Origin of the sequence: Micromonospora sp. NPDC049089, from assembly GCF_040648775.1 — a bacterium.
Taxonomy (GTDB): Bacteria; Actinomycetota; Actinomycetes; order Mycobacteriales; family Micromonosporaceae; genus Micromonospora.
In genome coordinates this window covers 1-19,027 of the sequence record NZ_JBEZEH010000017.1, presented here as the reverse complement: position 1 = coordinate 19,027, position 19,027 = coordinate 1, and the positions used below count along the sequence as shown (strand labels likewise).

20 protein-coding genes are annotated in these 19,027 nt (G+C 71.2%); 12 read left to right on the top strand and 8 right to left on the bottom strand.

What is annotated here, in order from left to right; translation table 11 throughout:
* Positions 1 to 14: 14 nt before the first annotated feature.
* Together ureG and AB0B48_RS05480 are read left to right on the top strand one after the other, a co-directional pair.
* Entirely contained in the window at positions 15 to 767 is a 753-nt protein-coding gene (gene ureG, locus AB0B48_RS05485) for an urease accessory protein UreG (RefSeq protein WP_357196365.1), read from the top strand.
* Complete coding sequence (locus AB0B48_RS05480) at positions 767 to 1,483, top strand: urease accessory protein UreD (protein WP_357196285.1); 717 nt, start codon at positions 767 to 769, stop codon at positions 1,481 to 1,483. Before ureG ends, AB0B48_RS05480 begins: the two co-directional genes overlap by 1 nt.
* A 481-nt stretch (positions 1,484 to 1,964) precedes the next feature.
* On the opposite strand, the gene AB0B48_RS05475 is transcribed toward AB0B48_RS05480, so the two are convergent.
* Positions 1,965 to 2,429, bottom strand: coding sequence for a MarR family winged helix-turn-helix transcriptional regulator (locus AB0B48_RS05475; protein ID WP_357196283.1), 465 nt, complete (start codon positions 2,427 to 2,429; stop codon positions 1,965 to 1,967).
* Positions 2,430 to 2,525: 96 nt separating this feature from the next.
* Here AB0B48_RS05475 and AB0B48_RS05470 point away from each other — a divergent pair, with 96 nt between their 5' ends.
* The 6 genes from AB0B48_RS05470 to urtE all read left to right on the top strand — a co-directional run bounded on the left by AB0B48_RS05470 (position 2,526) and on the right by urtE (position 8,942).
* Positions 2,526 to 3,608, top strand: a complete 1,083-nt coding sequence (locus tag AB0B48_RS05470; RefSeq protein WP_357196280.1) for a substrate-binding domain-containing protein — start codon at positions 2,526 to 2,528, stop codon at positions 3,606 to 3,608.
* A gap of 420 nt (positions 3,609 to 4,028) precedes the next feature.
* Entirely contained in the window at positions 4,029 to 5,273 is a 1,245-nt protein-coding gene (gene urtA, locus AB0B48_RS05465) for an urea ABC transporter substrate-binding protein (RefSeq protein ID WP_355006684.1), read from the top strand.
* Between the two features lie 75 nt (positions 5,274 to 5,348).
* On the top strand, positions 5,349 to 6,236 hold the full coding sequence (urtB, locus tag AB0B48_RS05460; RefSeq protein WP_357196276.1) for an urea ABC transporter permease subunit UrtB: 888 nt from the start codon (positions 5,349 to 5,351) through the stop codon (positions 6,234 to 6,236).
* Positions 6,233 to 7,420 (top strand): urea ABC transporter permease subunit UrtC, encoded by a 1,188-nt coding sequence (gene urtC, locus AB0B48_RS05455; protein ID WP_357196273.1) that lies wholly within the window; start codon positions 6,233 to 6,235, stop codon positions 7,418 to 7,420. The genes urtB and urtC overlap by 4 nt, the downstream gene beginning before the upstream one ends.
* Positions 7,417 to 8,250 (top strand): urea ABC transporter ATP-binding protein UrtD, encoded by an 834-nt coding sequence (urtD, locus tag AB0B48_RS05450; protein WP_357196270.1) that lies wholly within the window; start codon positions 7,417 to 7,419, stop codon positions 8,248 to 8,250. Before urtC ends, urtD begins: the two co-directional genes overlap by 4 nt.
* The gene (gene urtE, locus AB0B48_RS05445; protein ID WP_355006688.1) at positions 8,250 to 8,942 is read left to right on the top strand and encodes an urea ABC transporter ATP-binding subunit UrtE; all 693 of its coding nucleotides are present in this window, start codon (positions 8,250 to 8,252) and stop codon (positions 8,940 to 8,942) included. Before urtD ends, urtE begins: the two co-directional genes overlap by 1 nt.
* Positions 8,943 to 8,957: 15 nt before the next feature.
* Here the strand turns inward: urtE and AB0B48_RS05440 are convergent, their stop codons facing one another.
* Positions 8,958 to 9,992: a LacI family DNA-binding transcriptional regulator gene (locus AB0B48_RS05440; protein ID WP_357196266.1), complete on the bottom strand. Its 1,035-nt coding sequence runs from the start codon at positions 9,990 to 9,992 to the stop codon at positions 8,958 to 8,960.
* Positions 9,993 to 10,125: 133 nt separating this feature from the next.
* Here AB0B48_RS05440 and AB0B48_RS05435 point away from each other — a divergent pair, with 133 nt between their 5' ends.
* Together AB0B48_RS05435 and AB0B48_RS05430 are read left to right on the top strand one after the other, a co-directional pair.
* Entirely contained in the window at positions 10,126 to 11,073 is a 948-nt protein-coding gene (locus AB0B48_RS05435) for a LamG-like jellyroll fold domain-containing protein (RefSeq protein ID WP_357196263.1), read from the top strand.
* A gap of 37 nt (positions 11,074 to 11,110) precedes the next feature.
* Positions 11,111 to 13,213, top strand: coding sequence for a PQQ-dependent sugar dehydrogenase (locus tag AB0B48_RS05430; protein WP_357196260.1), 2,103 nt, complete (start codon positions 11,111 to 11,113; stop codon positions 13,211 to 13,213).
* Positions 13,214 to 13,312: 99 nt separating this feature from the next.
* Here AB0B48_RS05430 and AB0B48_RS05425 read toward each other — a convergent pair whose 3' ends face one another.
* The 3 genes from AB0B48_RS05425 to trpB are packed head-to-tail and all read right to left on the bottom strand — an operon-like array spanning position 13,313 to position 16,001.
* Positions 13,313 to 14,044 (bottom strand): GntR family transcriptional regulator, encoded by a 732-nt coding sequence (locus AB0B48_RS05425; protein ID WP_357196257.1) that lies wholly within the window; start codon positions 14,042 to 14,044, stop codon positions 13,313 to 13,315.
* A gap of 56 nt (positions 14,045 to 14,100) precedes the next feature.
* Positions 14,101 to 14,823 carry a tryptophan synthase subunit alpha gene (gene trpA, locus AB0B48_RS05420; RefSeq protein WP_357196254.1) on the bottom strand — a complete coding sequence of 241 codons (723 nt, stop codon included), beginning with the start codon at positions 14,821 to 14,823 and terminating at the stop codon, positions 14,101 to 14,103.
* Positions 14,820 to 16,001 (bottom strand): tryptophan synthase subunit beta, encoded by a 1,182-nt coding sequence (gene trpB / locus AB0B48_RS05415; RefSeq protein ID WP_357196251.1) that lies wholly within the window; start codon positions 15,999 to 16,001, stop codon positions 14,820 to 14,822. Before trpB ends, trpA begins: the two co-directional genes overlap by 4 nt.
* 101 nt (positions 16,002 to 16,102) lie before the next feature.
* Between trpB and AB0B48_RS05410 the strand changes: the two genes are divergently transcribed.
* On the top strand, positions 16,103 to 16,573 hold the full coding sequence (locus AB0B48_RS05410) for a molybdenum cofactor biosysynthesis protein (RefSeq protein WP_355006695.1): 471 nt from the start codon (positions 16,103 to 16,105) through the stop codon (positions 16,571 to 16,573).
* Positions 16,574 to 16,588: 15 nt separating this feature from the next.
* Here the strand turns inward: AB0B48_RS05410 and AB0B48_RS05405 are convergent, their stop codons facing one another.
* From AB0B48_RS05405 to AB0B48_RS05395, 3 genes are all read right to left on the bottom strand, one after another.
* Positions 16,589 to 16,966: a nuclear transport factor 2 family protein gene (locus AB0B48_RS05405; RefSeq protein ID WP_357196248.1), complete on the bottom strand. Its 378-nt coding sequence runs from the start codon at positions 16,964 to 16,966 to the stop codon at positions 16,589 to 16,591.
* A gap of 105 nt (positions 16,967 to 17,071) precedes the next feature.
* Complete coding sequence (locus AB0B48_RS05400; protein ID WP_357196245.1) at positions 17,072 to 17,491, bottom strand: ATP-binding protein; 420 nt, start codon at positions 17,489 to 17,491, stop codon at positions 17,072 to 17,074.
* Positions 17,492 to 17,829: 338 nt separating this feature from the next.
* On the bottom strand, positions 17,830 to 18,162 hold the full coding sequence (locus AB0B48_RS05395; protein ID WP_357196243.1) for a nuclear transport factor 2 family protein: 333 nt from the start codon (positions 18,160 to 18,162) through the stop codon (positions 17,830 to 17,832).
* Between the two features lie 181 nt (positions 18,163 to 18,343).
* Between AB0B48_RS05395 and AB0B48_RS05390 the strand changes: the two genes are divergently transcribed.
* Positions 18,344 to 18,730 (top strand): DUF2267 domain-containing protein, encoded by a 387-nt coding sequence (locus AB0B48_RS05390; protein WP_088989254.1) that lies wholly within the window; start codon positions 18,344 to 18,346, stop codon positions 18,728 to 18,730.
* The last annotated feature ends 297 nt before the right edge of the window (positions 18,731 to 19,027 follow it).

Sequence of the window (19,027 nt, the reverse complement as noted above, 5' to 3'; positions counted from 1 at the left end):
CCGCCGTCGAACCGATCACGCCGCCGCCGGGCACGCCGACGGCGGCCATCCCACCCCACGACGAGACCGTTCCGCACACCCATCCGGAGCCGGGGGTGGACCCCCATCCGCCGTTGGCGCGTGCCGGCCGTGCCCTGCGGGTCGGCATCGGCGGCCCGGTCGGTTCCGGCAAGACGGCCCTGGTGGCCGCGCTCTGCCGTGCCTTCGCCGACGAGTTGCGGCTCGGCGTGGTGACCAACGACATCTACACGACCGAGGACGCCGACTTCCTCCGGCGGGCCGGCGTGCTGGACCCGGCGCGGATCCGCGCGGTGGAGACCGGCTGCTGCCCGCACACGGCGATCCGCGACGACATCGGCGCCAACCTCGACGCCGTCGACGAACTGGCCGATACGGTCGGCCCGTTGGACCTCGTCCTCGTCGAGAGCGGTGGGGACAACCTGACGGCGACCTTCAGTCGGGGGCTGGTCGACCGGCAGATCTTCGTGGTCGACGTGGCGGGCGGGGACAAGGTCCCCCGCAAGGGCGGCCCGGGGGTCACCGCCGCCGACCTTCTCGTGATCAACAAGACCGACCTGGCCCCGATGGTGGGCGCCGACCTCGCCGTCATGGATCGTGACGCGCGGGCCCGGCGCGGCGACCTCCCGACCCTCTTCCTGTCCATCGTGGGAGACCCCACCGCCACGTCGGTCGCGGACTGGATCCGGCACGAGTTGGCCCACCACGCCGCCCTGCACCCGCTCGCCGTACCGGTGGAAACGGCCTGATGCGAGCGCTCGCCCGGCTGGTCGCCCGGGCCGACGGGCGGGGCGGCGCGGCCCTTGTCGAGCTGCACGGCGAAACGCCGTTGCTGCTGCGCCAGACCCCGACCGACGGTGGTGTCGCCTCTGTGTACCTCGTCGGCGGGGCGGCCGGGCCACTGGCCGGCGACGATCTGCGCCTGGAGATCGAGGTCGGGCCGGGCGCGGCCGTGCGGGTGCACAGCGTCGCCGCGTCGATCGCCCTACCGGGCCGCGTGGGTGCCGTCTCCCGGATGGCGGTGCGGGCGGTGGTGCACGCCGGGGCCACGCTGCACTGGCTTCCGGAACAGTTGGTAGCGGCGGCTGGCTGCGCGCACCTCGCCGAGTCCCGGATCGAGTTGGCCGCCGGCGCGGGCCTGCGGTGGCGCGACGAGCTGATCTGCGGCCGGTACGGCGAGGCGCCCGGCAGCGCCGTCGTGCACACCCAGGTCGACTACGCGGGTCGACCGCTGCTGCGCCAGTCCCTCGCGGTGGGACCGCACGCGCCGGGCTGGGCCGGCCCGGCGGTGCTCGGCGGCGCCCCGGCCACGGGATCGCTGCTGGTGGTCGACCCGTCGCGGCCCGCCGAACCTCCATCGGCCGAGGGTGGTGTCGCCCGGCTGCCGTTGGCCGGTGGCCCGGCGACCCTGTGGACGGCCACCGCTCCCGACGCGCGCACCCTGCGCGCCCACCTCACCGGCTAGCCCACCTCACCGGCTAGGAAGCCCAGTCGGTCCGCCTACCCCGGGGGCCGTTCTGGAGGCGGACACTGCGGAGAGCGTGATGTCTGTGAGTCATCACGATGACTCACAGACATCACGCTCTCGGGCGGGTGCAGCGCGAGGCTCGATGGCGTTCGCGGCTGGGTGCCGCGTGTGGCCGGTTAGTGTTCGCGGCTGAGTGGGGTGTCCGGTCGGGTGGCGTTCGCGGCTGGTGAAGGCGTGCGGGCTGGGTGGCGTTGGCGTCTGGGTGCCCGTGTGGCCGGGTGGTGTTGGCGGCTGGTTGGGGTGTGCGGGGCCGGTGGCGTTCGCGGCTGGTGGCGCGTGTGGCCGAGTGATGCGTGCGGGTCGGGCGGCGGTTGGACTTGGGTCGCGATCGAGGCCAGCCCGGGCCGATTCTTGCCGCGTGGGGAGCAGGGTGAGACTGCGGCTCGCCCAGAAGTTCGGCCGGTGAGCCGGGGACGGATCAGCGGTGGGGGCCGGACGCGTCGGCGTGTTCCCGTGGCCGGGCCGGGTCGAGACGGCCGATCAGGTCGTCGATCTGGCTCACCAGGTCGGCGGCGTGCGGCACGCCCAGTTCGGCGATGCTGGCGCGGACCCGCTCGTCCAGGCGGGCGTGCTCGCGGCGGCCCCGAGCGGTCAGGTACGCCCGAATCCGTCGGCGGTCGATCGGATCGATCCGACGGAAGACGAGGTTGCGGTCGACGAGTTGGTCGACCAGCTTGGTGAGCGTGCCCGGCGGCAGCGACGCCTCGATGGACACCTCGCTCATCGGGTGACCCTGGCCGTCGGCGAGCAGGCAGAGCACCCTCCAGGCCTCGATGCTGATCGCGTCGTCGGCCAGAACGGCGCCCAGCCGGCGGGAGAGCAGCCGTTCGGCGCGGGTGAGCGAGCGCAGCAGGTCGGCTGGCGCCCCGGGCACGTCTGACATGAAACTCCCTGGTCCGGTGGCCCTGTCATGGTAGCGAGTCGTCCCGGTCAGTGGTGAGCGCTGGTCTTCCGTCGTGGGCCGGGCAATCATGTGCTCATGTCCGCGCCGGCACCGCCGTGGCTGACCGTCGACCGTGCCGTGGTCAGCATCGCGCTGGTCTATCCGATGCGCGGGCCGGCCGGCATGTTCGGCCCCACCTGTGAGCTCTGCGCGCAGCTCGCGGTCGAGGAGATCAATAGGTGCGGTGGCGTGCTGGGCCGGGAGGTCCGCCTGGTTCCTGTCGACGGTGGCGCACCGCCGGGCGAGGTGGCCGCCGAGGTCGAGGCGTTGGTGTCGGTGGGAGCCGTGCAGGGGGTGACGGGGTGGCACATCTCCTCGGTGCGCCAGGCCTTGGCACCCCGCGTCGCGCACCGGGTGCCCTACGTCTACACCGCACTCTACGAGGGCGGCGAACGCACCGAAGGTGTCTTCCTGACCAGCGAGACGCCCGATGCCCAGTTGTGGCCCGCGATGCGGATGCTCGCCGCGGAGCAGGGGGTGCGCCGCTGGTTCGTGGTGGGCAACGACTACGTGTGGCCGCGCCGTACGGCGCGGGCCGCCCAGCGGTACGCGCTGCGCGGCGGTGGGCAGTTGGTGGGCCGGCACTTCCTGCCGTTGGACGCGCACGACTTCACCGAGGTGCTACGCCGCATCGAGCACAGTGACGCGGACGCGGTGTTGATGCTGCTGGTCGGTGCCGACGCGGTGCGGTTCAACAGGGCGTTCGCCCGATCCGGCCTGGATCAGCGCTGCCTGCGGCTGAGCACCCTGATGGACGAGAACATGCTGTTGGCCAGTGGTGCCGGCGCGACTCGAAGGCTTTACAGCACCGCGGGTTTCTTCGCCGGACTTGTCACACAGGAGAACCTCGACTTCCACGGCGAGTTCGCGCGGCGCTTCGGCGTGGAGGCGCCGCCGCTGGGCAGTCTGGGGGAGTCCTGCTACGAGGGCGTCATGCTGCTCGCCGCGCTGATCGGCCAAGCCCGCACCCTCGACGTACGGGCCATCGAGACGGCCGCCGACACGGTCGCCTACCACGGGCCGCGTGGGCGGTTACGGCTGCGTCAGCGGCACGTCCGGCAGCGCATCTACCTGGCCGAGGCCGACGGGCTCGACTTCACTGTGCTCGCTCAGCTCTGAACCGGGCACGGCAGTCGGCCCACCCGACTCTTGACAGCGCCACCCGATCCCGCCCTAAGATGCTTCCTGCGTGAAGTATCTGGCCGAGGAGTCAGATCTCACCATTGTGTGCCCACCGTTGGCGGATTCGCCGTCGACCAATGTGGTGGCACTTATCCCTGCGTCTTTCCGAACGGCCGACACCGTTTCCTCCCCAACGGTGTCGGCCGCTTTTCGTGTGCGACTCGACGGTCCCTCGGAAACAGTCAATTAAGGACCGGGAAACACGCGCGCAATCATGCCGGTCAACGCTTTCCCTGCCCATATCCGAGCCGGTGCCCTGCGCGGCGTCCACCCGTCGATCTCGGCACCGCCCACGTCAGCTCCATCGGACCGCACCGACCGTCCTTTCGCCACATGACTGCACCGCAGGGAGAGTAGATGTCATTATTCCGGGGCCGCCGCATCCTGGCGGGTGCCATGACCCTGGTCGCCGCGGCCGCGATGACCGCGTGCGGCAGCAAGACCACCGACGAGGGTGGCGCGACCGGCGTCACCGCCGACGTCTCCGGCGACACCGTCAAGGTGGGCCTGCTCAACTCGCTCTCCGGGACCATGGCGATCAGCGAGGTCACCGTCCGCGACTCCATCATGCTCGCCGTCGACGAGATCAACGCGGCCGGCGGCGTCCTCGGCAAGAAGATCCAGCCGGTCGGTGAGGATGGCGCCTCGGACTGGCCCACCTTCGCGGAGAAGGCCGAGAAGCTCATCTCCGAGGACCGGGTGGCGGCTGTCTTCGGCTGTTGGACGTCGGCCAGCCGCAAGGCGGTCAAGCCGGTGTTCGAGAAGAACAAGGCGTTGCTGTTCTACCCGGTGCAGTACGAGGGACTCGAGCAGTCGCCCTACATCTTCTACACCGGAGCGACGACCAACCAGCAGATCGTTCCCGGGCTGGACTACCTCAAGTCGCAGGGCGCGAAGTCGGTCTATCTGGTCGGTAGCGACTACGTGTTTCCGCGGACCGCCAACAAAATCATCAAGGCGTACGCGGCCGCGAACGGGATGACCGTGCTGGGTGAGGATTACGCGCCGCTGGGCTCCACCGAGTTCGGCACCATCGTGAACAAGGTCAAATCATCCGGCGCGGATGCGGTGTTCAACACGCTCAACGGTGACAGCAACGTCGCCTTCTTCAAGGAGTACAAGTCGGCGGGTCTGAGCGCCGCCGCGATGCCTGTGGTGTCGGTGTCGATCGCCGAGGAAGAGGTCAAGGGCATCGGCACCCAGTACCTGGAGGGCCAGCTGACGGCCTGGAACTACTACCAGACCACTCCGGGCGCGGCGAACTCGAAGTTCGTGGCCGCGTACAAGGCGAAGTACGGCGCGGACAAGCCGACCAGCGACCCGATGGAGGCCGCCTATGTCGGCGTGCACCTGTGGAAGGCGATGGTCGAGAAGGCCGGCGCCTTCGATGTGGAGAAGGTCCGCGCCGCCTCGGACGGGATCACCTTCGACGCTCCGGAGGGCCTGGTCACCGTCGACGGCAAGACCCAGCACATCGCGAAGACCGCCCGGATCGGCAAGATCGGCGCGGACGGCCTGATCACCGAGGTGTGGAACTCCGGCAAGCCGGTCGCACCGGATCCGTACCTCAAGACCTACCCGTGGGCGAGCGGCCTGAGCTGACGACGCCGGCCCGGGCGGAACGCGTTGCCGCGCGCTCCGCCCGGGCCACCCGACCAGCAGTTCGGAGTACCCACCGTGACAGTCCTCTTCGGTCAACTTTTCACCGGCATCAGCATCGGCGCGGTGCTGCTGCTCATCGCGCTCGGCCTCGCGCTGACCTTCGGCCAGATGAACGTGATCAACATGGCGCACGGTGAGTTCATCATGGCCGGCGCGTACACCACCTACGTTCTGCAACAGAGCATCACCGGCGCTGGCCTGTCACTGGCGGTCGCGCTGCCGGTGGCGTTCGTGGTCGCCGGCACCATGGGTGTCCTGCTGGAGGTGCTGCTCATCCGCCGGCTCTACGCCCGCCCCCTGGACACCCTGCTGGTCACCTGGGGTGTGTCACTGATCCTGCAACAACTGGCCCGGGACATCTTCGGCAGCCCCAATGTGCAGACCCGCGCGCCCGAGCTGCTTACCGGCAACGTGGCGCTGCCCGGCGGGCTGACCATCGCCAACAACCGGCTGTTCATCCTGGCCCTGGCGCTGGCCGCTGTCGCGGCGCTCACCCTGGCGCTGCGACTCACCCCGCTCGGACGTCGTATCCGCGCGGTGGTGCAGAACCGCGACCTCGCCGCCGTTTCCGGCGTCGCGACCTCCCGGGTCGACCGGACGACCTTCTTCCTCGGCTCCGGCCTGGCCGGGCTCGCCGGGGTGGCCCTCACCCTTCTCGGCCCGATCGGCCCGACCATGGGCACCAACCTGATCATCGATGCCTTCCTGGTCGTCGTGGTCGGCGGGATCGGCCAGCTCAAGGGCAGTGTGATCGTCGCCTTCGCCCTCGGCGTGCTCCAGGCCACCGGGGAGTACCTGACCACCCTCAGCGTCGCCAAGGTGATCGTGTTCGTGGCGATCGTCGCGTTCCTCCAGTGGCGGCCACAGGGCCTGTTCACCCTGCGGACCAGGAGCCTCGCATGACAGCCGTCACCCCCGCGCCACCCAGCACCGCCGTCCGCCCGGCGCCTGCCGGCGCCGTACCACCGGGCCGCCCCGCCGGCCGCTCGCGGCTACGGACCCTGGCCGGCTTCGCCTTCGGCGCGGCGCTGCTGTTCGCGGTCGCCCCGCTGGTGTTGTCGGACTTCCGGCTGGCCCTGCTCGCCAAGTACCTCTGCGTCGCCATGGTCGCGGTCGGCATCGGGATCGCCTGGGGCCGGGGCGGGATGCTCACCCTGGGCCAGGGTGTCTTCTTCGGCCTCGGCGGCTACGCGATGGCCATGCACCTCAAGCTCGCCGACGCGGGCCCGGGTGGGATGCCCGACTTCATGCAGTTGTACGGGCAACTCGACGAGCTGCCGCTGTGGTGGCGGCCGTTCGCCAGCCCGTGGTTCGCGCTGCCCGCCACGGTGCTGCTGCCGATGGCTGTCGCCTTCGGGCTCGGCTCGCTGGTCTTTCGCCGCCGCGTCCGCGGCGCGTACTTCGCCATCCTCAGCCAGGCGCTCGCCGCCGCGATGGTGATCCTGCTGATCGGCCAACAGGGCACCACGGGTGGCACCAACGGGCTCACCGACATCAAGGGCTTCTTCGGCTACGACCTCGACGACCCGGTCAACCAGCGGATGGTGTACTTCATCATCGCCGGCACGCTGCTGGCGTTGCTCGCGCTGACCCGTCAGCTCATCCACAGCCGTTACGGTGAACTGCTGGTGGCGGTCCGCGACGGTGAGGAACGGGTCCGCTTCCTGGGCTACGACCCGGCGTCGGTCAAGCTTGTGGCGTACGTGGTGGCGGCGGGCATGGCCGGGCTGGCCGGGGCGCTTTTCGTGCCGGCGGTGGGCATCATCTCGCCCGCGCTGATCGGCATCGTCCCGTCGATCGAGTTCGTCATCGGCGTCGCGGTGGGCGGCCGGGCGACGGTGCTCGGGCCGGTGCTCGGCGCGGTGGCGGTGGCCTGGGCGCGTACCGCCCTCTCCGAGCGTTTTCCGGGCACCTGGACGTACCTTCAGGGGTTGCTCTTCGTGGTCGTGGTGGCGTTCCTCCCCGGAGGCCTGGCGTCGCTGTGGGCGTTGGCCCGCCGCCGTGACGTCGCCGCGCGGCCGCAGCGGCGCGGCTGGCTGTCGCCGGGTCGACGACGCGCCGAGCGGACGGAGGTGCCGGCGGCATGAGCGAACGCACCGAGCGCAGCGAGGGCCGTGAGCGCATGCCCAGTCAGCACAGCATGAGCGGCGAGCGGTTGGACGGCTTGTCCGTCCGTGACGTGCGGGTCAGCTTCGACGGTTTCACCGCCGTGGACGGCGTCTCGCTGGAGGTGCCCGCCGGCGACATCCGGTTCCTGATCGGGCCGAACGGCGCCGGCAAGACCACACTGGTCGACGCGATCACCGGCCTGGTCAGGGCCAGCGGCTCGGTCCGGTTCGGTGACCAGGAACTGCTCGGCCGGCCGGTGCACCGGATCAGCCGGCTCGGCATCGGGCGGACCTTCCAGACCTCGACGGTCTTCGAGGAGCTATCGGTGTTGCAGAACCTCGACATCGCGGCGGGCGCGCGGCGCAGCTGGGCGACCTTGGCCCGCCGCCGACGGGGCGTGCCGGACGAGATCGCCGCCGCGCTGGAGACGATCGGTCTGGCCGAGCGGACCGCGGACCTCGCCGGGACGCTCGCGCACGGCCAGAAGCAGTGGCTGGAGATCGGCATGCTGCTGGTGCAGGACGCGCGGCTGCTGCTGCTGGACGAGCCGGTCGCCGGGATGAGCCATGAGGAACGCGACGCCACCGGCGTCCTGTTGGAGAGGGTGAGCCGGGATCGCACTGTCGTCGTGATCGAGCACGACATGGACTTCCTGCGTCGGTTCGCGCGCAGCGTCACAGTGCTGCACGCCGGCCGGGTGCTCAGCGAGGGTACGGTCGCGCAGGTCCAGGCGGACCCGCGCGTGCAGGAGGTCTACCTTGGCCACCCGGTCGACGCCGGGTCGGCCCGCACCGGCCGGGAGGCATGATGCTGACGCTGCGTGGGGTGCACGCCGGGTACGGGCGTTCTCGGGTGCTGCACGGGGTCGACCTGGCGGTCCCGCCCGACGGGGTCGCCTCCGTGCTCGGGCACAACGGTGCCGGCAAGAGCACCCTGCTGCGGGTCGCGGCGGGGCTGCTGCGCCCGAGTGCCGGCACCGTGGAGTTGGACGGGGAGGACGTCACCCGCGCCGGGCCGCACGAGCGGGTGGCGCGGGGGATGGCGTACGTCCCGCAGGGTCAGCAGTGCTTTCCGCACCTGACCGCGGCGGAGAACCTGCGGCTGGTCGCCGACGGCCGGCGCGACGGCGCGGTGGCGACGGCGGAGGTGCTGGATCTGTTTCCGGCGTTGCGCCCGCTGCTGCGGCGGCGGGCCGGGCTGCTATCCGGCGGTCAGCGCCAGCAGTTGGCCATCGCCCGCGCCCTGATCACCCGGCCGCGGCTGCTGATGCTCGACGAGCCGACCGAGGGCATCCAGCCGTCGGTCGTTGCGGAGATCCAGGAGCGGATCGTCGAGTTGACCCGGCAGTCCGGCTTCAGTGTGCTGCTCGTCGAGCAGCATCTGGGTTTCGCCCTGCGGGTGGCGGACCGCTACCACGTCCTGGAGTCCGGTCGGGTCACCTCGTCCGGCGACGGGGGTGTCACGGCCGAGCGGGACGTCCGGGCGGCCCTGGCCGTCTGATCGGGGTGGCGTCGGTCAGCTTCCCGGCGCGGGCCCGGTCGAGTCGCGGACGACCAGCAGGTGCCCGGTGGGGCGGCGGCGCGGGCGTGTCGTGCGCGGCTTGAGCGCGAGGGTGAGTGCCGTGCGACCCATCTCGGTCATCGGCAGGCGGATGGTGGTCAGGCTGGGTGCCAGGTCGGCCGCCACGGAGACGTCGTCGAAGCCGACCACGGACATCCGCGCGGGCACCGGCACGCGGCGGGACCGCAGCGTCGACAGCACACCCATGGCCATCGCGTCGTTGAGCGCGATGATCGCCGTGGTTTCGGGATGCTCGTTGAGGATCTGCTCGGCGGCGGCGCGCCCCCCGCCGCGGGTGAAGTCGCTGTGCACGACGGCGAGGTCGGCGGGGGAGCGCACGCGCTGCCGCAGGGCCGACGACACACCGGCCAGCCGGTCGGCGACCGTCGTGAGGCCGGCGCTGCCCGCGGCGACAGCGATCCGCCGGTGACCGAGGTCCATCAGGTGCTGGGCGAGGGCGTGACCGCCGGCCTCGTTGTCCGGTAGGACGGCGTCGACGCCGAGCGTGTGCCGTCCGATGGCAGCGGCCCGTCCGCCGTGGTCCTGGAACGCGGCCAACTCGGCGCGGGCCGCGCTCTCCATCCGGGGGTCGTCGTAGCCGGAACCACTGATCAGGACGATGCCGACCCGCTGGGCGATCAGGTGGCGCAGCTGTTGCAGCTCGTAGCCGGGGTCGCGGCCGGACTGGCAGATCTGCACCAGCAGCCCCTGCTCGGCGGCGAGTTGGATGACCCCGGCGGCGATCTCGGAGAAGTACGGGTCATCGATTTGATGGACGATCAACCCAACCGTGGAGGTGGCCCCGCTGGCCAGGGTGCGGGCGTACGGGTTGGCGACATAGCCCAGCTCACCGGCGATCTGCCGGATCCGGTCGGCGACCTCGGCGCTGACCCCCTCGCGGCCGGCGAGCGCTCGGGAGGCCGTCGCCAGCGAGACGGCAGCGTGTTCGGCGACGTCCACGAGGCGCGGCCGTTGGCTGGCCCTGGGCATCGGCAACCCTCCGAAGACATCCATGTCATCCGATCTGTTGCGATCGGCACCGATCGAAGCCTAGGGTACGTAAGCGCTTTCGTAAGCGCTTACGTGACCGGCATCCGTGATGCCGCGAAACGAGGTGACAGCCATGTCCAGGGCCCGACGAGCGGCCGTCTCCCTCCTGGCGATCGGCGCACTGACCGGCGCCAGTGCGCCACCGGCGCAGGCGGATCGCAGCATCCCGTCCGCCGTCCACCCGGCGCTGCGCGCGCACCTGGTCGCCGCGTACGACTTCGACCACCCGGTGCCTGGCGACCCCGCACTGGAGCGCGACCAGGGGCGTTCCGGCACCGAGATCGAGCTGATCAACGGCGGTGCCGCCATGCGGGTGCCGGAGGGCGCCTACCGGGGCAGCCGCAACGCGGTGCAGACCCGGCAGATCGATCCCGCCGTCGCCGGCGACGACGACTGGAAGGCCGGCACCTGGTCGGCCAGCGGGGTGCGGACACTACGTGCCTTCAGCGGCACCGCCGGCACCACGGTCATGGGCTGGTTCAAGCTGAACATGGACCGCCCGCTACCCAACTCCACCACCGCCGATCCCAACGACAGGTACAACGCGATCGGGCTGGCCGGAGTGCTGACCGGCGACTCCGACGGCCACGGCGTCCGCGCTCTGCTGGAGCTGATCGACGTCGACGGGGAGTTGCGTCTCGTCGCGCTCGGCCGGCGGCTCGACGGCGGCAACTCACAGACGTTCGCCGCCACCCGGGACTGGCGTGAGCTGCTGCCCATGGGGGAGTGGGTGCACCTGGCCGCCACCTTCGACTTCGCCACCGGCGCGCTCGCCCTTTACCGCAACGGTGAACCGGTGGACGGCTTCTACACCCGCGCCGACGACCCGTGGCTGGTCTCCGGGCCGGGCCCGCACGTGACCACGGCGTCCGACCCCCGGGGCATCAAGATCGGCGGCAGCTTCCCCCAGGACAACCTGGAACGCAACCCGTGCGACTGCCGGATGGACGGCCTGATGTTCCTCGACAGTGTGGTCTCCGCGAACGACGTGCGGAGGCAGTACCGCCACCTTGCCCGCTGACCACCCTCGGCACCGTCCCACCGAGAAGGAGACACGCGTGCGCACCCTGCACCGCCGCGCCGGCGCCGTCCGCCGGCCCACACTGAGGGCCGGCCTCACCGCCCTCGTGCTGATCCTGTCCACACTGGTCGCCACACCCGCGCGAGCCGCGGACGCGGTCGACGACCCGATCCCCGACATGCCGGTCCAGTCCCGACTCGGGCTGGTCCTCAGCGAGTACGCCAGCTTCCCGCAGTCGTATCCGACACCGGCGCCGACCGACGCGCGGCTCATGCGTACCGCGCGGATCAACACCATCATGGAGGTGCCCGACGGCTCCGGCCGGCGGGCGGTGCCCGACCTCAACGGCAGCCTCTACCTGGTCGAGGGCGGCGTGCCGCACGTCTACCTGGACGTGGCCGCGACGTTCGCGCCGCGGTTCTTCTCCGGTCGTGGGCTCGGCCAGGGCTTCGGGTACGTCGCGTTCCACCCGGAGTTCGGTGTGAACGGCCGGTTCTACACCATCCACACCGAGTTGGCGTCGACGACGACCGCCGTTGCGGACTACGCCCAGCCCAACACGCTCTTCCACGGCGTCATCACCGAGTGGACGGCGACGGATCCCGCCGCCGCCACCTTCGCCGGTACGCACCGGGAGGTGCTGCGCATCGGTTTCGGCGGCCAGGTCCACGGCATCCAGGAGATCAACTTCAACCCCACTGCCAAGCGCCACGACCGCGACTACGGGTTGCTGTACCTGGCCGTCGGCGACGGTGGCCAGGGTGCTCGCAACACCGATCCGCAGAACCTGGCCCTGCCGCACGGCAAGCTGCTCCGGATCGACCCGCGGGGCACCAACTCCGCGAACGGGCGCTACGGCATCCCGGCCGGGAACCCGTTCGTCGGCCGGGCCGGCGCGCTCGGCGAGCTCTACGCCGTGGGTTTCCGGGACCCGCACCGGTTCAGCTGGGACCGGGCGACCGGCCGGATGTACCTCGGGCACATCGGCGAACACGCAGTCGAGGCGATCTACGAAGTCCGTGCCGGGGACAACTTCGGCTGGAGCGAGCGCGAAGGCTCCTTCGTCTTCGACAAGGCGGCCACGAACCCCTGCGACCGGCTGCTCCCGCTGCCCGCCGACGACGACAGCTACGGCTACACCTACCCGGTCGCCGCGTACGACCACGACCCCGCAGCCGGTTGGAACTGCACCGACGATGTCGGTGTCGCGGTGGCCGGCGGCTTCGTCTACCGGGGGCGGGCGCTGCCAGCGCTGCGCGGCAAGTACGTCTTCGGCGACCTGGTCGACGGTCGGGTGCTCTACACCGAGGCCAACGAGATGCGCCGGGGCCGGGAGCTGGCCACTATCCACCAGCTCGCGCTCTTCGACGAGGCGGGCACACCGGTCCGGATGCGCGACCTGTCCGCACCGGGCGCGCCCGGTGACCCCAACCGGGTGGACCTGCGCTTCGGCACCGACGCCGCCGGTGAGCTCTACGTCGTCGCGAAGGCCAACGGAAAGGTCTGGAAGGTGACCGGCACCCGAGAGTTCGCCAGCGGTGACGTCGGGGACGTCACAGTCCGCCGTACCACCGGAGCCACCAACTGGGCACCGGTGACGCCGGCGAAGTGGCAGTTCACACACGACCAGGTCGTCCTGGCCGAGGCCGGGGAGAGCCGGCCGGGCCCGCGCCGGCCCTTCGAGTACGCAGTGCTGACCAACGGACCGGCGTGGTCGTCGGTGCGGGTCGACGCCCAGGTACGACTCGACACCCCGGTGGAGGTCACCAACCGGGACGTGATCATCGTCTTCGGCTGGCGCTCGGACACCGAGTTCTACTACGCCCACCTCTCCACCGACAACACGATCTATCCGCACAACGGCATCTTCAAGGTGGACAACGCCGACCGGGAGCGCATCGACCACCAGTGGAACGGCCGCTCGCGGGGCGCCAACCCGGCGATCACCGACGCCAGGTGGCACCAGGTGCGGGTGGTGCACCTGCCGGCCACCGGCGAGATCGCCGTCTACGTCGACGGGCACCGGGACCCGCTGCTGACCGCGAAGGACACCACGTTCGGCTCGGGGCGGGTCGGCTTCGGCTCGTTCGACAACGTGGGCCGACTGCGCAACCTGACCGTCAACGGCGCGCCGGCCTGAACCGGGTCACGGTGGGGACGGCGACGGCTCACGCCGCCGTCCCCACCGGGCAACCGTCGCGACCGTGCGAGATCAATGGCGAGGAGCACGCCGGGCCGGCTAGACCGCTCCGTAGTGGAGGGACAACCCGGTGGCGGCCCGGTCGGCGGTGATCTGCATCATGCTGCCCAGCATCGTGGCCCGGTCGGTCACCAGGGCCGTCCCGTCGGGCGCGTACGTGATCCGGTCACTGACCAGCACCGGCGCCCCCTCGGCCTCGTCCAGGTGCCGGGCCACGTCCGCGTTCAGCACCTCCGGTCGAATCGTCTCCGCCGCCCGGGCCACCACCACCCCCAGGTCGGCCAGGGCCGCGTACAACGAGGTGCCGGTGAAGTCCACGTCGTGCAACCGGTTCGCGTGCGGCTCGCGTACCCAGGAAATCTGATGGATGGCGCGGCGGCCGGCGAACGCGCGGACCCGCTCCAGGCGCAGGCCCGTCTCGGCCTCGCGGACCCGCAGCCGGGCCGCGACGCGCGACGGCACGCGGCGCTGCGCGCGGGAGATCACCGTCGTGTGGACCTCGTGGCCCTGCTCGCGCAGGTCGTCGCCGAAGCTCCGCAACGATCCGAGCTGGTACGCGGCATGAGCAGGTGCGACATAGGTGCCCTTGCCGGGTCGCTGGACGATCAGGCCCTCGGCGCTCAGTTCGCGTAGGGCCTGCCGCAGCGTCATCAGAGTGACGCCGTACGCCGTGCTCAGTTCGCGCTGCGCGGGCAACGCCTCACCCGGCGCGTAGCGACCGTCGCGGATCTTGGCGGCGAGGTCGGCGGCGATGGCCCGGTAGCGTGCCACTGTTCTGTCTCCCGATGCGTCGACTGTCCGCTCCCGTCATCGACGGCCACCGCCGATCATCGCACGGTAGCCACCTGAGACAACGCGGCCCGCAGCGACGCCACGAAGGCGCCGACCTCGGTGGGACCCGCCCCGTCGAGGATGCGCCGCATGACGGCCGCGCCGACGATGACTCCGTCGGCGACCGCCGCCGCCTCGCCCGCGTGTTCCGGGGTGGAGATGCCAAAACCCAGCAGCACGGGTAGATCAGTGACCTGCTTGAGTCGGGCGGCCAGAGTGACGGCCGACGGTGCGAGCCGGTCGCGTTCGCCGGTCGTGCCCATGATCGAGATGGCGTACACGAAACCTTGACTGCGTCGGCCGATCTCGGCGAGCCGGTCGTCGGGCGTGGCGGGGGAGGCGAGCAGGCTCACCTGGACGCCCGGCACGTCCAGCCCGGCCAGCTCGTCGAGGGGCAGGTCGGGCACGATCAGCCCGGTCACCCCGGCCGCCGTCAGCGCGTCGCCGAACCCGGGTCGTAGCGCGATGTTGGCGTACGTGCTGGCCACGAGGGGGATGCCTGTCCGCGCCGTGGCGAGGTCTCCCAGGACCGAGGCGGGCGTCGCGCCTCGGGCGAGCGCCGCGTCCGAGGCCTCCTGAATGGTGCGGCCGTCCACCGTCGGGTCGGAGAACGGGAGCCCGACCTCGACCATGTCGGCTCCGGCGTCCTCGAAGGCGTTCAGGTACGCCGTCCAGCCGGGCACGATCCCGCCCGTGATGTAGGGCATCAGTAGCTTCATGCGAGCTCCGCTTCCGCGATCAGGGTGGTGATGTCCTTGTCGCCGCGCCCCGAGAGGGTGACGAGCACCGTCGATCCTCTGGGTAGCTCCGGCGTGCCGGCGGCGCGGACGACCCAGGCGAGCGCGTGGGCCGACTCGATGGCGGGCAGCACGCCCTCCGACCGCGCGAGCCGGACCGCGGCCGCGATCGCCTCCCCGTCGGAGGCGGTGACATACCGGGCGCGCCCCAGATCGCGCAGGTACGCGTGCTCGGGGCCGACGCCCGGGTAGTCCAGCCCGGCGGCGATCGAGTGCGCCTCCTTGATCTGCCCGTGTTCGTCCTGGAGGAACAGCGACTGGAAGCCGTGCAGGACGCCGATCTCCCCGTTCGTCGCGCCGGAGCCGCCCTCGGCTTCCACCCCGACGAGCTTCGCCGGGGTCTCGACGAACCCGGCGAACGTGCCCGCCGCGTTGCTGCCCCCGCCGACGCAGGCGACCACGTAGTCGGGGGTGGCAGCGGGCAGCTCGGCCGCGCACTGCCGCCGGGCCTCGTCACCGATGACGCGCTGGAACTCGCGGACCATCATCGGATAGGGGTGCGGACCGATGACCGAGCCCACGCAGTAGTACGCCTCGTCGACGTCTGTCACCCAGTGGCGCATGGCCTCGCTGGTGGCGTCCTTCAGCGTCCGACTGCCGGTGGTCACCGGAACGACCTCGGCACCCAGCAGCCGCATACGGAAGACGTTGTGCGCCTGGCGTTCCACGTCGCGTTCGCCCATGAACACCTTCACCGGTAAGCCCAGCAGGGCGCCGGCCGTCGCCGTCGCGACGCCGTGCATGCCCGCCCCGGTCTCGGCAATCAGACGCGTGCGCCCCATGCGTCGGGCCAGCAACGCCTGCCCGAGCACATTGTTGATCTTGTGTGATCCGGTGTGCGTCAGATCCTCCCGCTTGAGCAGCACCGTCACGCCGAGTTCGGTCGACAGTCGCACGGCCGGCGTCAGCGGTGTCGGCCGTCCCACGTGGGCCGACAGCAGCGCGGCGAGACTGCCGCGGAACCCGGGGTCTGCCCACGCCTGCGAGAAGGCCTCGGCGACCGCTTCGCAGGCGGGGATCAGAGACTCCGGCACGTACCGCCCGCCGTAGCTCCCGTATCGCCCCGGAACGCCCGCCGGTCGTACTGTTATAGAACTCATGCAACAGTTATAGAACAGCGGAGGTCGCCTGGCAAGAGAGGCGGCACCGCGCATCCGTCGACCTGCCCCGGCGGCCCTGTCCGGTTCGTAGAATTCCTGCCATGCCGGAGATCGTCGAGTTGCTGGCCTCGCCCGTGCACCGCTTCCTGGGCCGGCCCGCCGACGGCCCGGCCCCGGCCCCACCCGGCGAGCTGGTCGACGCCGTCCGGATCCGGGCCGGCCTCGGCATCGTCGGCGACAGGTACTTCGGTCAGCAGGCACACCGCGACGCGAGCGTCACTGTCATCGCCCGCGAATCGCTGCCGGTCGGCATCGGCCTGACCGAGGTGCGGCGAAACATCCTCACCACCGGGATCGCCGTGGACGAGCTGATCGGCAGAGTGCTGGTGCTGGATTCCGGCGACGGCCCGGTCAGCCTGCGGGTCAACCGGGCGGCCCGACCGTGTGCCTGGATGGACGTCACTGTCGGACCGGGGGCGTGGAAAGCGCTGCGCACCACCGGCGGCATCCGCTGCACGCCCCTCAACGACGGCACCCTGCGCCTCGGCGCGATCGACGCCACAGTGAACTGAGGACGCCAGCCTGAGTCAGACCGGGCTGATGTGTGCGGCCAGGACCCGCCAGCCGTGCGGGTCGTCGTGGACCCACGTCCGGGTGTAGCGCAGCCGCGCGGCGAACGGCGTTCCCTCGAGGACGCCGGACACGCGGCCCAGGAAGAACGTCACCCCCGTCGCTCCGACCACGAGCAGGTCCAGCTCCTCCTCCACCAACTCCTCGACGACCGAGCGTCGGTCCCGGTGAGCGGCCAGGTCATCCTGCTTGCTGTGGGTACGCCCGTCCGGGCCGATGGCGATCAGCTGGTCGACCAGCAGCTGATCGAGGGCGGCGACGTCACCGGCCCGTTGGGCGGCCTGCAGGGTGCGCTCGGCGTCGAGCAGCTCGGCCTCGCGTGCGCTGTCCGGCATCGGGGCGTCCTCCCGTTCGGGTCCGACCCGGTGCCACCGTCGGCCCGAGCTGTCCGCATTGTGGCAGTCAACCTGGCGTGGGCGGGTGGGGATCGCCGCCGAGGTTCACAGACTCAGGCGAATCCGTACGACGGTCTCCCCGGGACTGGTGAGCACGGCGACCTCGTCACAGATCTGCTCCACGATCGCCAGCCCGCGACCCCGTACCGAGTCGGTGGCCGGCATGCTTCGGCCGAACGCCCGCGTCGGCCCGTGGTCGACGACGTCGCAGATCAGCTGACCCGGCTCGGCCCAGAGTCGCACCCAGCCACCGCCGGTGGTGTGCTGCAACGTGTTGGTGGCCAACTCACTGACGGCCAGCGTCAACAGCTCCGCCCCCTCGTCCGACAGGCCACGGGCCAGCGCACCGGCGCTGACGAATGCGCGCAGCGCCCGAATGTCCGTCGCGACCTGATACGCCATGGTGTCTGCGGCGTGGGTGGGGACATTCTGCTCGGCCACGGTCTCCGGTCGCTCGCCCGGCATCAGCCCGCCCGATGCGGCTGCCCGACCAGCGGCACCGCGTTCCGCGCGGGTGTCGTGGGCGTGCGAGCCTCAAAGTGCGCCATCGGGCAGCGGAACCCTTCTCGTAGCTGTTGCCGCCACATCATGTCACCCACCGCCCTCTTGACTGTCTCGTCCGTTCGGCGGTTGATCACCTACGGGCCGGCCTGACCGGCCTCGCCGGTCCGGTAGGGCAGTCGGGTCAGGGTGCCGCGTCGAAGGCTATCGATTCGCTCAACTCCCGCCATCGCGCCGAACAGCCGGTGATGAGCCAGACTCGCGGCACCGCATTCCTCTCGTGTCAGTGGGCCCCCTCGCCGTCAGGGACGGATGTCCAGGGCGCCGATCAGCCCGTCGCGCAGCGTGAACCGGTACCGCAGCTCGATCGGGCTTCCGGGGAAGTCACCGGACACCCGGGTGACAGCCAGGTACGAGTCGCCCGCCTGCGACGTGACCCGGACCGGCTCCGCGGTGTACGCGTAGGCGTCCATCGTCTTCTGCCGCCAGGCGCGGATCGAGGCCCGTCCGTCGTACAGGCGGTCTTCGTCGGCGACGCTCGCGGTGTCCGCGAAGCAGGCGACGAAGGCGTCCAGATCCCGGTCGTTGACGGCCCGGAAGTACCGGTCGATCACGTCGGGCAGGTCGAGGGCCATCTGCTCCTCCTGCGGCACGGGCCGCCGTCGGGCAGCCGTCGGGTTCCCGGTCCGACCTCACCGTACGAGAAGCCGACGGCACCGCGCGGAGCAACCAGCAGAACCATCCCCGCTGTGGCTGCCGGGTTTGCTGCCGGTGGGCCCGGGTAGCCACGCGTTTCCGAGAGCGAAGGGCGGGGGCATGGCCGAGCTGGCGTTCGTCGACAAGGTTGCGGCACGGGCGGGTCTCCCGCCGGAGCAGGCACGCCCGCTCACCGAGGCGGTCCTGCGGACCCTCACCGAGCGGCTCAGCGGCGGGGAGGCGGGCGCGTTGGCCCCCCACCTGGCCGATGAGCTGAGCCCACTGCTGGTCAAGGCCGCCGAGCCGCCGGAAACGTTCGGCTACGACGAGTTCCTGAGCCGGGTCGCCGACCGCGCCGGGATCGACCGTCCGGCCGCCGAGCGGGGCACCCGGGCGGTGCTCCAGACGATGCACCGGGTGGTCGGGCACCGGGAGTTCGAGGACGCCCTGGCCCAACTCCCGGCGGACCTGCGGGCACTGGCGCAGCCGCTGCCGCACGGCCCCTGACCGACGCGCACCTCATGCGTCGGTGACCGTTCGGTCCCTGGCGTGCCGCCACGACACCGGATCTACTGTGCGTTACCGATCGAACGCGCAGTGGCGGTTGCCCCGCGCCCGTCCGCCGGGTCGTCGCCGCTCCGATCCGAGGAGCGTCCCCCTTGGCGTCCATGGTGTCCCCGCGTCCCCTGCTGACCGCAGCGACGACCGCCGTCGCGATGATCACCCTCGCTCCCGCTCCCGCCGTCGCAGCGCCGTCACCCCCGCACAGCTATCGGGTCGTCGACCTCGGCACCCTGAGCGGGG

Excerpts from the sequence above, each read along its gene's own strand:
- trpB (WP_357196251.1), bottom strand. The coding sequence starts at position 16,001 with ATGAGTTCTATAACAGTACGACCGGCGGGCGTTCCGGGGCGATACGGG.
- urtD (WP_357196270.1), top strand. The coding sequence starts at position 7,417 with ATGAGCGAACGCACCGAGCGCAGCGAGGGCCGTGAGCGCATGCCCAGT.
- AB0B48_RS05480 (WP_357196285.1), top strand. The coding sequence starts at position 767 with ATGCGAGCGCTCGCCCGGCTGGTCGCCCGGGCCGACGGGCGGGGCGGC.
- urtA (WP_355006684.1), top strand. The coding sequence starts at position 4,029 with ATGTCATTATTCCGGGGCCGCCGCATCCTGGCGGGTGCCATGACCCTG.
- AB0B48_RS05440 (WP_357196266.1), bottom strand. The coding sequence starts at position 9,992 with ATGCCCAGGGCCAGCCAACGGCCGCGCCTCGTGGACGTCGCCGAACAC.
- AB0B48_RS05435 (WP_357196263.1), top strand. The coding sequence starts at position 10,126 with ATGTCCAGGGCCCGACGAGCGGCCGTCTCCCTCCTGGCGATCGGCGCA.
- urtE (WP_355006688.1), top strand. The coding sequence starts at position 8,250 with ATGCTGACGCTGCGTGGGGTGCACGCCGGGTACGGGCGTTCTCGGGTG.
- AB0B48_RS05410 (WP_355006695.1), top strand. The coding sequence starts at position 16,103 with ATGCCGGAGATCGTCGAGTTGCTGGCCTCGCCCGTGCACCGCTTCCTG.
- AB0B48_RS05400 (WP_357196245.1), bottom strand. The coding sequence starts at position 17,491 with ATGCCGGGCGAGCGACCGGAGACCGTGGCCGAGCAGAATGTCCCCACC.
- AB0B48_RS05470 (WP_357196280.1), top strand. The coding sequence starts at position 2,526 with ATGTCCGCGCCGGCACCGCCGTGGCTGACCGTCGACCGTGCCGTGGTC.
- urtC (WP_357196273.1), top strand. The coding sequence starts at position 6,233 with ATGACAGCCGTCACCCCCGCGCCACCCAGCACCGCCGTCCGCCCGGCG.
- AB0B48_RS05405 (WP_357196248.1), bottom strand. The coding sequence starts at position 16,966 with ATGCCGGACAGCGCACGCGAGGCCGAGCTGCTCGACGCCGAGCGCACC.
- trpA (WP_357196254.1), bottom strand. The coding sequence starts at position 14,823 with ATGAAGCTACTGATGCCCTACATCACGGGCGGGATCGTGCCCGGCTGG.
- AB0B48_RS05395 (WP_357196243.1), bottom strand. The coding sequence starts at position 18,162 with ATGGCCCTCGACCTGCCCGACGTGATCGACCGGTACTTCCGGGCCGTC.
- AB0B48_RS05390 (WP_088989254.1), top strand. The coding sequence starts at position 18,344 with ATGGCCGAGCTGGCGTTCGTCGACAAGGTTGCGGCACGGGCGGGTCTC.
- AB0B48_RS05475 (WP_357196283.1), bottom strand. The coding sequence starts at position 2,429 with ATGTCAGACGTGCCCGGGGCGCCAGCCGACCTGCTGCGCTCGCTCACC.